This window comes from Ralstonia mojiangensis (assembly GCF_023955645.1).
Classification (GTDB): Bacteria; Pseudomonadota; Gammaproteobacteria; order Burkholderiales; family Burkholderiaceae; genus Ralstonia; species Ralstonia mojiangensis.
The window spans coordinates 85,902-99,802 of sequence record NZ_JAMXHU010000004.1 but is presented as its reverse complement, the minus strand read 5'-3'; the positions used below and the strand labels follow the sequence as shown (position 1 = coordinate 99,802).

Annotated in this window: 9 protein-coding genes; all 9 read left to right on the top strand. The window is 56.7% G+C overall.

Annotation, left to right across the window (positions count from 1 at the left end; translation table 11 throughout):
- Positions 1 to 216: 216 nt before the first annotated feature.
- The 9 genes from NG898_RS17075 to NG898_RS17035 all read left to right on the top strand — a co-directional run bounded on the left by NG898_RS17075 (position 217) and on the right by NG898_RS17035 (position 12,278).
- Complete coding sequence (locus NG898_RS17075; protein WP_252693557.1) at positions 217 to 2,718, top strand: TcfC E-set like domain-containing protein; 2,502 nt, start codon at positions 217 to 219, stop codon at positions 2,716 to 2,718.
- Positions 2,705 to 4,006, top strand: a complete 1,302-nt coding sequence (locus NG898_RS17070) for a hypothetical protein (protein ID WP_252693556.1) — start codon at positions 2,705 to 2,707, stop codon at positions 4,004 to 4,006. Before NG898_RS17075 ends, NG898_RS17070 begins: the two co-directional genes overlap by 14 nt.
- Before the next feature lie 261 nt (positions 4,007 to 4,267).
- Positions 4,268 to 5,044: a hypothetical protein gene (locus NG898_RS17065; RefSeq protein WP_252693555.1), complete on the top strand. Its 777-nt coding sequence runs from the start codon at positions 4,268 to 4,270 to the stop codon at positions 5,042 to 5,044.
- A 66-nt stretch (positions 5,045 to 5,110) separates the two neighbouring features.
- The gene (locus tag NG898_RS17060) at positions 5,111 to 5,455 is read left to right on the top strand and encodes a DUF5993 family protein (RefSeq protein ID WP_252693554.1); all 345 of its coding nucleotides are present in this window, start codon (positions 5,111 to 5,113) and stop codon (positions 5,453 to 5,455) included.
- 11 nt (positions 5,456 to 5,466) lie between these two features.
- Positions 5,467 to 6,057: a disulfide bond formation protein B gene (locus NG898_RS17055; RefSeq protein WP_252693553.1), complete on the top strand. Its 591-nt coding sequence runs from the start codon at positions 5,467 to 5,469 to the stop codon at positions 6,055 to 6,057.
- 453 nt (positions 6,058 to 6,510) lie between these two features.
- Positions 6,511 to 7,182: a response regulator gene (locus tag NG898_RS17050; RefSeq protein ID WP_252693552.1), complete on the top strand. Its 672-nt coding sequence runs from the start codon at positions 6,511 to 6,513 to the stop codon at positions 7,180 to 7,182.
- Positions 7,179 to 10,529 (top strand): ATP-binding protein, encoded by a 3,351-nt coding sequence (locus tag NG898_RS17045; protein ID WP_252693551.1) that lies wholly within the window; start codon positions 7,179 to 7,181, stop codon positions 10,527 to 10,529. Before NG898_RS17050 ends, NG898_RS17045 begins: the two co-directional genes overlap by 4 nt.
- A gap of 686 nt (positions 10,530 to 11,215) precedes the next feature.
- On the top strand, positions 11,216 to 11,725 hold the full coding sequence (locus NG898_RS17040; protein WP_252693550.1) for a hypothetical protein: 510 nt from the start codon (positions 11,216 to 11,218) through the stop codon (positions 11,723 to 11,725).
- A 10-nt stretch (positions 11,726 to 11,735) separates the two neighbouring features.
- A complete protein-coding gene (locus NG898_RS17035) occupies positions 11,736 to 12,278 on the top strand; it encodes a hypothetical protein (protein WP_252693549.1) in 543 nt (180 codons plus the stop codon).
- The last annotated feature ends 1,623 nt before the right edge of the window (positions 12,279 to 13,901 follow it).

Below are 13,901 nucleotides of genomic sequence, written 5' to 3'. Positions count from 1 at the left end.
CCGATTCTTAAGATATCGATAGAAATGATGCTATGGGTATCAACTTCCCCGAGGTGGAGGCATGCCGGGAAATATCACCTAACGACGAACGATTGTAGTCTGCTTTTTGTGGGGGCAAATTTCCAGATTATTGGATTTTATCTGGAAACCATTGATACCGTTGCTCGTTACTCGGCTAACAATATTTTACGAGGATTTGATTAAATCATGCCAAGAATGAGCAAGATCAGCAGTGCCGTTTTTCTTGCCATTGGCATGCTGTGCCGACAGGCTGCGGCTGCGCATTCGGGCGCTGCTGTCAACGGCCCTAGTTTGTTCGAGCAGGCCGAGCGGCTTCCCGCGGATTTTGTGGAGCAACTGTTCGATTCTCCGCTTGTTGTGCGCATCGACTTTGACGGCCGGTCGGCCGGCGATGCCACGGTGACTTTGAGTCGCGATGGAAAAATCCAATTGGTTGCACTCTCGGATGAGCAACGCGGCGACATCGCACAAGGCGATCGTGAACTGATCGAGAAATTTCTGCGTGAACCGCGTCCACTCGGCACTTGCGAGAATAACTGCGAGGGTGTGCTCGCACTTCACTACAACCTTCAGGATTCGGTGCTGTCCATCGTGACAGGCCGCGCGGAACAGGACGCTGAGCAGAAGAAATATCACGCGCTTCCGGCAAGTGGAAGTCATGGTCTGATCACGTACAACTACCTGAATCTCACTGGCGGGCAAGGCCGTGAGATCACGGGGCGGTACTCGTTTGATGCTGTCGGCAGCGTGGGCAATTGGTCCATCAACAGCGGATTTCAGGCAACACAGAATCGTGGCATGCGACGAGCCGCGGACGTTCAGTATTCCGTGCCAAACCTGTATGCGCAGCGGGAGTTCGAAGGGACCTTCGTAAGGGCGGGTTTTTTTACGCCGGACATGGCCACGGGAGTTCGACCTCCGCGCATGCCAGGCGGCGCAGCACCAACGGCACTTGGGGTCATGGTCGGCACCTCGGAGGCACGAGAAGTCGATGGGGCGCGCCCGAGTCTCTATCCCGTCTATGTCACCGCCAACCGCCAGGGGATGGTGGAGATCTATCGCAATGGCGCATTGCTCCACAGTCAACAAGTGCAACCGGGGTTGCAGGTTGTCGATACGCGCCCATTGCCCAGCGGTATCTATGAAGTCGAGGTCAAGCTGATTGAGGACGGTCAGGTCACTTCGGCCCGGAACGAGCTCATTTCCAAACCGTCGGCCTGGAACGATCCCAATCAACGGCTCAAATACGCTGCCTTTGCGGGGCAGGAACGCAACCTCATGGGTCAGGATCGGCCCCATGCGTTCACCGCGGGCGCTGCGATCAACTACCTCGCTCATCCGCGAGTCGTGCTCGGCGCGTCGGCGCAGCGTGCGGCCGAAGCGAACGTATTTGGCACGTCCGTCGATTGGCAATTCTCGGATCTTGCCCGCGCCTATGGGAACGTCTACCACTCCTCAAAGCACGGAGTCGGGGGCGATTTGCAGATTCTCGTGCCGTATCGGGATGGGAGTGTGTCATTCAGCCATAGCCAGAGTTGGCAACGTGGTGATCGGGCGTATCGAAATGTGCGCACCAACGTGCGGCACGGCAAAGTGCACGATTCGGCGATCACCTGGAGCCATCGCTTCACTCCGAAGACCAGCATGATGGCGCGCGCCTCATACGCCAACGGCGCGACGAAGGGCCTGGGTATGGATCTGTCCGTGTCGCACCAGCATAGGGTGCGCGGTACCGACCTGACTTGGCGGGTGGCCGCGTTCGACCGGCCCACTGGCACTGTTGCGAGGACCCGCAATCGAGGTGTCGAAGTTGGTTTGAGCATTGCGCTTGGCAAGGAAAAGCGCAATTACAGCGTGAACGTTGGAACGCGAACGGGCTCGGATGGCCGACGGGATCACTACGCTTCGTTGGGCGTTCGGCAGGAGCTTCAGAACAGCTTCATCACTTCCGTCGGGGGGACCGCTACTGTCGATCGATATGGGCTGAGCGTAGGCGCCAACACGCAATTCGAGCATCCAGCGGTTCGCGGCGATACGTTTGTCCAGAGCTCATCCAAGGAAGGCGGAATTGCCGGCGGGATGAATCTCTTTAGCACCGTCGGTACGAACGGCAAGTCGGCTGCAGTCTCGGGCAAAAGCAATGTGTTCAACGGCAGTTCTGCCGTAATCGTCGATCTGGAGTCGGATTTCAAGGACGTCACGGTACGTGCGCAAGACTCGCAGGGCGGCAGCATGGAATTGCGGCCGGGCCGCAATCTCGTGCCCGTCTCGGCCTACCGCTCGGGACGGCTGCAGTACTTCTTCGACCGATCGCAGGCACCTGCCGCAACGCTGCAGCCGTCGGCGAGTAACTACCACCTCAACAAGGGTGGTGTCGGGTATGAAAAGGTCCACGTCATGAAGACGATGACAGTCGTTGGTCGACTGGTCGACCACGCGCGCTCGCCGGTGCGGGCAGCACATCTATCTAGTCCTGCAGGCCGATCGGTGACCGAAACGGATGGATTTTTTGCGCTTGAAGTCAGTCGTGCCAATCCGACCATCAAGGTTGAGAAGGGCGGCAAGCACCTGAGCACGCTTCGTTTGAAGCCACAGGAACATCAGATGGAAGGGGACTCGCTGATTGTCGGTGAGTTGGAGTGCGAAGCGGAGCAGGTCAATGTCGAAACAGGGGAGCGTCGCAATGAACACGGATAGTAAAAAGAACAGGCGCAAGCATGTTGCGCGTGAATACGCTGCGCGCGTAGCAGCGCCTCTGCTAGCGCTTTTAACGCTTCTCGGCGCGACTGTTGCATCTGCCGCAGATGTGTCGATCGTTGCCGAATACGCGCCGGGAATGCAGTCTCAGTCTGAGAATGGTTTCCGCAACGTCACAAAGCCGGCAAATTTTTGCGCTGCGGACTCTGGTGGTTGCGCAGGTGTGACGACCATCGACCTCCCAGTCGGGGACGTGAGCTATGACGCGTTAGCGGCTGATGCCAGTGGGCAAAACGCAGTCCATTTCCGGGGGCCCGGTAGCCCGATTCGTGTCGAACTCCGAGACGAGCGGACGAACCGCGTCACCGCGGCGACGTTTCGGGTCACAGGCATTGCCGGGCAGTATTCTTTGCACCCCGATGTGTACCAGTTGACGGGTAACCCGGTGGGAAACGCCGAGGCGGCACATGCTGCCCTGTGGACGGGTGGTAGCTGGCAGCAACCGCCAGCAGGATGTACAGCACTATCGGTTCAACCGACGGTTACGGCGAATGCATACCGGTTTGGCTGGCGTTTGCCTCGTGACTCAGGTGGGGGCTGTTCCAAGGTTCCTCGGCAACCGATCCCCGCAGGGGCAATCGTCCTCGACGGAAGGTCGCTCGCCGTTGCCTATGAGTTGGCAACACCGGATCCGGTGACGCTGCCCAACGGCGTGTACCGGGGGGTGCAGACATTCACCGTTGGCCCCGGCAAGGACTTCGATTTCGGAAATCATGCGCACGTTGCACGATCGACCTTTGACGTTGAATTTGTCCTTAAGGTACGCCACCAATTCATGGTCACGGATTCGGGTGCCGGTAGCGATGTCAAACTTGCCCCCGCCCAGGGTTGGTTGAACTGGTTTTCCGAAGGCAAACCAGCCGCCAAAATCGATCGTGATGTCACGTTCGGGCTGTCTACGGGCGAACCACTGCGGGTGAGCTTGCGGTGCGAGGAGGGTGACGATTCAGCAGGGCGCTGCTTGATAAAGAACCCGCGAGACTCGGTAGTGCCAGTCGACTTGTCATTGACCGTGACTGGAGCAATCACTGAAAACAAATCGGCGTTTTCTAGGGTTCCTCTGACGACACGCACACCTGCTGCACTCGATGTCGATCGGTATCTCGACAATGGACACGCCATTGCGCATGTTGCGGTCGACGACAAGGGGGTGTCGGAGATGGGGAAGAACCCCGGTACAACCTATTCGGGCAGAGTGTCCATCGTTTTCGATGCGATTTCCGAGTGACGTTGGAGGGTGCGTCTGCGGAGCGGGAGCCTCCCTTATTCCCTCAAACCAGACGCGTATGCCCAGAATTCTCTGGCGCCGAAACCAGATTATTCTGATATCCGCCGCATCGCGAAGTCACGAAAATTGACTTTCTGACGCGCAGCCGATCCCCAAGCGATCGCTGCAGATTTTCTGATCTGGCACCCATTCAATGGGCGAAAAAATGCACTCCGGTGGCGACGGGAGCGATCGCGTACGGTGCCAACAATGGAGTATGCAATGCAAGCCAAATTCGCGAAGCTTTTGTGTGTGGGCCTATTGGCAACGTCCGCGCTTGTGGCCAATGCGGCCGCGCCCTCGATCAACATCGGGCCCATGTTCGAGTACATGGGCGGGAAGCAGTCTTCGATCCTGAAGCGTATCCGCAATAAAGGCGACGCAACCGCCTTTGTGCGGGTCGAGGTGTGCGAGGTGGTGTTCAAGGCAAACGGCAAGCAGGAGGAGGTCCCTCTCGATTCCGCGCTGTTGACCAAGCCCGACGGCCAAGGGTTGATCGCCAGTCCATCCCGCTTGATCGTGCCTGCGGACGGTAGCCAGTCTGTTCGCCTGCTGTACCGGGGTAAGCGAGATGCGGAGCGCTACTACCGCGTGCGCTTCGTTCCCGTCGTGCCGAAATCGAAAGACGATTTTGTCCTCAGCAACGAGGAAATCGAGCAATACAAGGAATCGCTTTCCGCTGGCATCAACGTACTCACTGGGTATGGTGGCATGGTCATTGTGCGACCGAGCGACGAGCACTATCAAACAGAGTTCGGCGCGAAGGATGGGAAGAGCACCATTGAAAACAAGGGGAGCTCCATGGTGACGCTTGAGGGGTACCGCGTGTGCAAGGGAAACACTGGCACGTGTGGCGAGCCGACGGCTTATTACGTTCGCCCAGGGAAGTCGAGGGAGCTTCCATGTGAAAGTGGCTCGCGTTGTGAATTCGACCTCCGGGAAGGCGAAAAGCGCACAAAGATGCATGTCGAAGCTGGCCAGGCTGCATCGGGATCGTGATTAAGGGTGAGGGTGTGAAGACCTCGCGCACTTCGCCCTGTTCGGCCTGTTTCGGCGGCTCCTCACTTGGCGATTGGTCGCCGCATGCCCCGGCTGGCGGCTTCGCTGCCGCTGTGGCTATCAGTGGTGACATACGGCTCGCCGGGCGAGATCAACGACGTTGTGTGCCGCGGCGGACTGGCCGTCGACGGCATTGCGCCACGCACGTTCATACCATCTCTGCAAAGTCGCTCATCCGGAGAACTCGATATGTTTATGTTTCTTCCGTTCCTCCTGTCACTTGCATCGATCGTTGCAATGATGTGCGGCAGGCGTCCACATTTGGCAACCTGGTTGTTTTTCGCCGCGCTAATCGCGACGCTTGCCTCGTTTTCCCATCACGCGACAGACTCGCTTAACCTTTCGTTCTGAAGAACGTGCCGATGATGAATATAGAAAATCGCCGAGGCAATGGCGATCGCGCCGTTCTCACGAGCCTGTCGCTAAATGCGGTAGCGTTGTCTGGGATTGGCGCAATTCTGCTTGTCGCCTTCTACTATCAGCTTGCGTTCGACGAACTGCCCTGTCCGCTGTGTCTCTTGCAGCGTGCCGGGTTTATCCTCATTGGCATTGGATTTGCAATGAACTTGCGATTCGGTGTGCGCGGTTTGCATTATGGCTGCGTGTTAATAAGTGCGGTAGCGACGGCAGTGATCGCGGTACGGCAAATATTGCTGCACATCTCGCCAGATGCTGGTGCTTACGGTTCTGCGCTGTGGGGGCTCCATTTCTACACGTGGAGCTTGGTCGTGTCGGTATTGATCGTTTTGTTCGTGGCGCTACTTCTTATGGTAGACCGTGCCAATGAGAGGGTGCGGCCGGTGTCAATGAGTATCTGCGGTCGAACTGCGATAGCGATCTTTGCGTTCACCGCTATGGCGAATCTTGTATCGACGGTGCTCGAATGCGGTGGCGGTGAGTGCGCCAGTGATCCGGTCAGCTATGAGTTGCTCGATCGCTTGCGCAATATTTGAGCATTCGGTATACCGCGCGATTGATCGAAGCTGAAGCCCAGGCAGGGGCCGGCCCCAATGATCGTTCGTGCGGCGCGGAGCTGGTGGCGTCACGCATGCACAGTTCGCTCGAATACATCGTTTGTGGCGCGAAGAATTGCTGCAGCGCAGCATGAAATGCTGAGCAGAGACGGGGGGAGGCGATCTCCCCCCCAAAGTTCTGTGTTAGGTCCTCTGCAGTGAAGTCCGGGGCAGCGGTATGTCAGCGTACGGCGGTCTTCCCGTGCTGCGCCCGTGACAAACGCGCAACATAAAGCCACGTGTTTACGTACCATACGGTTGGCATGGACATAATGGGAACGTCCGCGTTCCGACGGCGCGACACTTCAACCTGACCGATGGGACAATATTCTCGTCGCTGCTGCGGGTTCCATTCGTCGGGCTGGGCAAACCACTGTTTTTGAGAAAATAGTGATGAATGCATTCATTGGAAGTAGCTCGCCTCACAGTCCTATCAACGTTGTCGTGGCCGACGACCATCCGGTGGTTTCTGCCGGCGTTAGCGCGGTCCTGTCAGCCGAGATGGATATCAATGTGGTCGGTGTCGCGCCAACGATTTCGGTTTTACTGGAGCTGCTGCAACAGCAGCGTTGCGATGTCTTGATCTGTGACTATTCATTCAGCAGTGATCAGTTGCCAGACGGGATAGCCCTCTTCAAACGGTTAAGGCGAAACCATCCGGATATCTCCATCATCGTGCTGACGGCGCATCAGGATATCGCCATGTTTGTGTCGCGAATCTTGGACACGGGGGTTGCGGGTTTTCTGAGGAAATCAAGCCCGGATTTCGAACGCCTGCCTGCGATAGTCCGCAGCGTATATGGGGGGGATACGTTCGTCGATCCGACCGTGACAGCAGAGCTGCTTGAGATCGGTAAGACGACGCAAACTTCGATCGAATCGCTCAGCGAGCGTGAGCTTGAAGTCGTTCGAATGCTCGGGCGCGGAATGTCTGTCACGGAAATCGCAATGCATACGAATCGCAGCATCAAGACGATAAGTCACCAAAAGATGAAAGCGATGCACAAGCTTGGACTGAGGTCGGATGCGGATCTTTACAGGGTCTATACGGAGCATTTCGGTTGATCGAGCAGCCTAGCAATGGTGCCGACGAAGGTCACGATATTTCCAGTGAGGTACCGCCTACGGCCGGGCATGCTAAGACTCCGCTCAGGCTGACGTTTTCAAGGCGTCAGCTGGTGGCGGTAACCATAGCACTGACGTCTCTGCTCGTGGCATGCGCCGTGGGCGTAACGGAACTCCTGATATCCCATCAACACGAAGAATTTGCCCAGCGGTTCTCTGCGCGTAGAGAGGCTGTCAAGGAGGAGGTCGACCGGCACGAGGCCCGCATTCGGCAGTTGGCGGTGACGTTCCAAATTGCTAAGGAATACCTGGATTTAGCTGATACGCGGGCGCCGATCAGTCAAGTGCCCGACAAAGGCAAGCTGGTCCAGACGGTGCCTGGGTCAAAGGTGACTCCGCAATTTTCGGTCGCATCGACACTGACTTCGTCCGTCGACTCCGTTCGCTTGACTAAGTTGATCGAGCTTGCAAGATATGCGTCGACATTTGCGCTTTCCCAGCGCGATCATTCTCCGGCGCTGTCGCAGGGATTTATCTATACGCCAGACAACCGCTTTCTGGCCACGTTTCCACCACTGTCACAACATCAAGTTGCTGCATTGAATTCCCCTGGAGCTACGGAGGACTTCATTGGCAAGCGGGTGGCTGTTGTCGAGAAGGAAGTCGAGCGCCAAGCCGCCAGCAGCGCTCCGGATAAGGTCTTGTGGGTGAACGGATTGATTGATCCGCTCACCGCCATGACAACTACGTATCTGGCAACGTCCATCTACGACGGCGAACAGCGGAAGGCGGCGATCGTCTTGTCGATTCCCTGTAATCGCTTCAATCAATATTTTCTACACAACGACGGTGATCCGCATTTTTTCGCCGTCTCGTGCGAGTCCCAGCGACTCTTGGGCATCAATGAAGCGAGCGCCCAGGAAATGCATTGGGCACAGATCATACTGAGAGCCCCGTGGGTGTATCAGGTGGCGAATGAGCGGCCTCAACGCTTCTTGCTCGAGGGAAGCTTCTTCCTTATTCAGCGCGTGCCGGGCCCGCGTTGGGTGGCGGTGTATGCGTACACCTGGAAGGATCTTTTAGACGCAATCGCCCTGCCACTGCTATGTGTTTTTCTTGTGACGGCAGGCGGATGCGGTCTAGTCATTAGTGGCGCGTTTTGGTTCAACCGTGAGGTGATTCGGCCATCCAAAGAGCGATTGCACAGCCTTTTGGAGAGCGAAGCGTTTAGTCGGTCCATCATCCAAGTGGCTCCTGTGAGCTTGATTGTCGTTGCCAGAAGCAATGGCGCAGTCCTCTTGCAGAACGGCGAAGCGCAGAGCCTTCAGGCTGCATTTGCCGGCAATGCGGAAAGTGACTCCAGCGCGGACAACATCCTTGCACGTGCAGGCGCGTTGGTTAGGCATCACGCGGAGATCGCGGCAGGCTCCTCTATGCTGCAGCGATTCGAGATGGAGCCAGCTCTCGAGATTGCTTATGCGCAGGCAAAGTATCGCGGGGACGAGGTATTCGTGATCGGGATGGTCGATCTGGCGAAAAGGAAGGAGATCGAGCGACGGTTGCGAGAATCTCGAGCGCGCGCTGAGGCTGAAAGCCATGAGAAGGGAATGTTCTTGGCGACAATGAGCCATGAGATTAGGACGCCATTGCATGGCGCATTGGGTAACCTCGAGTTGCTGTCCCAAATGGGGTTGACACAAGAGCAACGCTCACGCTTGCTCATTGCGCAGGATTCATTCGGTTCACTCCTTTCGTTGATCAACGGCGTGCTAGATCTGTCCAAAATCGAGGCAGGCGAGCTCTTTCTCCACGAACAGTCCGCACACATCGATCAACTCGTGGAGCAGGCAAGTCGGACATTCGCGGTAGAAGCGCAAAAGAAGGGGTTGCGGCTTCGATGCTTGATCGGTCCGGAGATGCGCGGTACGTGGATTTGCGATGCCCCCCGGTTCACGCAAATTGCCACCAACCTAATTGGAAACGCTGTCAAGTTCACTTCGCAAGGGGCAATAACAGTTTCACTTAGCTCCACCGAGGACGGCCATGTTCGGCTGCGCGTTGCTGACTCAGGTAGAGGAATTCCCGAGGACGAGCTCGAGAAGATTTTTGTCCCTTACGTCCAAGGTTCGGCTGGCCCGAGAAGTTCGCGTGCTGGTACCGGACTCGGCCTGGCGTTGTGCCAAAAAATTGCTGCGGCAATGGGCGGTAGCATCGTCGTCGAAAGCGAGGTTGGTGTCGGATCGATTTTTACCGTTGTGCTGCCACTCCGCCGCGATGCAGAAGAATCCGTCAATGATATGGCCGGTCGCTTCGATTTCGTGGTGAATTGCGATATTCCGAGTTGGCGCGATCAACTTGTTGCACAGCTGGGTGCGTGGTACCCGGAGGCTCACGTCAGCGATGCTGAGAAACGGAACAGGGCCGGAACGGGTACATCGACGATATTCATCCACGCGCGAGACTGGCTCGAAATCGATAGTGCGGTCGGGCCAATCGAAACCTGCAGCCGCATTACGCTCGCCCTGGATGGGCCACTCGATCCGGTTGTGAACGGCAACACCATTGTCATCAGTGCTTATAGTGGTCAGCTTCTTCGCGATGCAATTGAGATATCGACGTCCAACGCGCGCAACGACGACCAAAATGGCACCACACGTTCCGAGATAGTCAGCGCTAGTCGGTGGAGGCATGCAAGCATTCTGGTTGTCGAGGACGACAGAGTGAGTGCTTTGTTGATGAGCGATCAGTTGCGGATGCTCGGTATCGCGCGGGTGGATGTTGTCTCTACAGCGGAGGACGGCGCCCGACGCTGCTTAGCTCGAACCTACGACGTCGTCATTACAGATTCCAACCTGCCGGACAAGAGCGGGCCGGAGCTACTGTCGTACTTGCGGGCGGAGGGGATATCGTGGCCCGTCATCTTGTGTACAGCTGACGCAACAATTTCCACGACGGTAAGTACCTCGTTCGATGCACTTATTATCAAACCATCGTCGTTGAACGATCTATCGCACGCGCTGGGTACAGTGCTCGGATGGGGCGACGCTCACCCAGTGAGGCCGGCCGCGCCCACCCGTGATCGGCTGCTAGATGTATTTGTCGAATCGTGGATTGGCGATAAGGAAGAGCTTCGACTTGCTGTGCAAACGGGTAGCGCGACTCAGGTGCTAAAACTGCTTCACAGGATTCAAGGGGCGCTCATGATTCTTGATGGCGGGTATCTGCTTCGTCAGCTAGAGGGCTGGGCTGCGTCGATAGCGCAGTCGGAATGCGTTGCGGAGGCAGATTGTGAGGCCTTTATCGGTACGGTGGAGTCGTGGTTGGCACAGCGCGCTTCGTTTTCCTGAGCGGTAAGTCCGGCTCTGCAGCGAGGGCTGCAACTCATCCAACCACCAAGTGTGGCTAACTGAATAGCGCACAGTCTTGTACATGGCCACGGGTGGGCCTCCTTGTCGACCCGCCGCTAGTTGACTGGTGGCCTTCCCAAGCCGTACTGAAAGAGCCTCCTTCCATGTCGCGCAGGCCGAACTACTCACGACGGTACCAGCGTACGACTCCGCACGGTAGAAGAAAACTGTGCACTCAGAACACCGTGTCTGCGTCGGCCAACCTTGCCCTGGCTCAGAGCTAACTTTGCGATATTTCTTATCGACCTCGCTGGCTGCGGCCGGTACCATCAAATGCGAATCTAATCGTGAAGGTCGGGATTGCGATTCTTCGCAACTAACGGCGAAAGGAGATCTTTGGTGCGCGATGTTCGACGCGAGAGCAAGGTAGTTGTTCTGGATATGCATCCTGGCGACTACGAACATGTCGAGCGGGCTGCCCAAAAACTAGGGTATACAACCTCCGAGCTCATGCTTCTAAGCGCATATCTCGTGGCATCCGCTGTAGTAAATGGTGACGACACATTGGCAACTCCGGTGACCCTATAGTCAAAAAAACTATCTCGTCCGGTTCTCGTCGAGCGAGACTTGAAATATTGCGACGCCACTCCGCCAACGCGCCACATCGCTATAAACCTGGATTCGTTATGCCTTCATTCAACTCCTTGGCATGTCCTTTTGGAGTTTTAGCAATCGCTTGCGCTGCGCAGGCGGCGCCGATTTCGAAAGAGTGCGACATGAAGTTACGCTTGGATGTGCCAACCGCGGTAGACCTGGAGGTCATTCCGATAGGCTGGGACCCCCGTAGGCCGCAGTTTGTTAATTGGGACGCTTCTCGCATGCAGTTTAAGCCTTTGACGCGGCGCTTGAATCTAAAGAGTGGGGTGGGTGACGTGCAGGCCAAGTTCGGAAGCACGGACGATCCGCGCCTCACCCACGCAGACGATGAGGAAGCCTTCTACGTGCTGGGCGTGAAGGTGGAGGATAAAAATATCGGTACGGAATCCGTCGTTGTGGTGGCGAGGGCCGATGCGAAGGACGGTAAGGATGTCTCATTGACAGTCACACCGGTCCCAAACGGGAAGATGGCGAATGGACCTCGGTCTGGATATTACTCCAGCGAATTTCCTCTGGTATTTGAGACCGTGATCGAATAACGGAGGTGGTGTGAAAGAGTTTGTTTTAGCTATTGCTGCAGGAACATGTGCGATCTCATCCCATGCTGGCATTCCGGCACCGATAGATTTCAATGTGCAACTTATGGGTGAGGTCCCTTCTCAGGGAATTTTTGAAGTTACGCCAATCCGCTGGAAGTCCGGGGATGAAATTGAATTGAAAATTCCTGCTGGGTGGAACTTGCGCGATGCCGTTTCTATGGCGGAGATCAGTTGGCAGGTGAAGAGTACCTATGGCGCTGTTCGAGTTAGGTTCGTAACTGACCAAGGCGTAAGCGACGGCTACGGAAGAATGGTAAATGTCTCATCTCATGAATCATCAGGCGTCGGCTATTATCCTCACTTCCATACGCACTCGAATGGGCTTAAGTTGAACGGCTCGGCTTTACCTGTTGCAACAAGGAAACAAGCTGCCTTGGGGCATAGAGTAACGGCAAAGATTATGGTTGGCGGTTTAAATAATACGGAAGGTGCCGTTCGAGGCCATTCCTACACCGCGACGACCACGGCGATTTTTGAAACGATAAGTAATTGAGCCGCACGGAATTTTGCTGTTGGCTACCCTTTTCTTAAAAGGGTTGAGCTATGACCAAGCCAGGCGTGTCGCCCTTGTATGTCCGGACGCGCGCGTTGATTGATGACCGGAAGACGTAGCGGTTGGTCGTTGTTGCTGATCTTACTGGCTTACCCGTTGCTGGCGGCAGTAGCCCCGTCAGCGAGACCAAGCGATGCCACGGGGCGACTGTCTTACAGAGCGCCTGTAGTCGAAGCGGATGCCTCATCCCATCGAGCTTCGCCTCTGGGCGAAGAACTCGGGCATCAAAGCCAGCGCCCCGACATAACCACAGCGGCGGTTATTGCCCTCGATCATCTCAGTGATGATGCGAACGCAACGTCGTTATATCCGGTGCGAGATTAGTCGACATGCTCAGGATGTCCACCGCACGCCGATTGACTATCCATCTGAAGCGACATGAACCCTATGAACATCACCGTCGAAGGACAGCTGGGAATGCCACGCGTTCTTAGCCTGCGTTTACCTCCGCCATTTGGCACGCCGCGCGAGGTAGTTCGCGCGCTCGAGGCCGCCGGTGCGCGCATGCGCAACCAGTCGTTTGCACGCCGGTGGATGCCGAAAGCGCTCTGCCCACGTATCACCGTTGCGGCCATCGGCGTGATGTGCACCGTTGCAGCTGCCATGCTTGGCTCATACACCAGCCAGCATAGACATCCCCTGACACAGCATGAAGGTGCCCCTGCGTGGTCTGTTGCTCAGATGCCTGTTTCCGAAGCCGAGCTCGAGCGACCGTCGACAGGTATTGCGGAATCTGCAGGTGCTACTGTCGGGTCAGCAGCTGTGTTCACCCCGACTGTTGAAACGCCTGCAAGAGTTGCGCCGATCGTCCCTGGAGCAGCAACTGAGGTGAAAACGGTCAAGCCGCGCCGTCTTGCCCGTGTCGTTGGGCGCACAGCGTCGCCAGCTAAGACAGGTCGCATCCCGGGCCTATCGTACGACCGCCCAGCTATGATTGAAGAAACCCGTCAGGCACCGACTGGAACGGTGTCAACCGCAGCTGGCTTTGTGCGCCCCAATGTCTTGGCGCGGGTGGAGCTAGAGCGTCACGTTCGCTTGACCGACTGAAGTCGTCAATTAACGAGCGTCGAGAAGGGAAGGCGGTAGGCTGCCTTTTAAGTCCCAAGATGGTTCAATGTCAACTAAATCCCGGCTGGGTAGGCGAGCACCGTTCGCGAATGGGAGCTGCTGTGTCGCCGCTACTCGGCGAGCGCCAGCTTTTGTCGCCCGGACACAGCAACCACTTCGGCGGTTTTAGGAAAGGTCACGGCAAGACCGATCCAGCGTGTTCCTCGTAGCGCCTGCCGAATGAGGTTGACGGACAAGGACGATTCCCTACACCGCGCGAAACCTGCGCTCTTATTGCAAATATCGGCTCGAGGCTGCACAAGGGGGCTGATCGCCAGCGGGCTACAGGACTTTCCGCAAAGAGGCTGAGCGTCTGATCTCGGGTGATGGTCGAACGTGGTCAGCGCCCGTGAGAATGCAACCGCCTACCGAAGGTTCTTGCGTTCGGCCAATGAGCTTCAAAGGGCAGTTCCGCGCTGAATGCCTGACGAGCACTGGTTCGTCTTAATCCGCCAC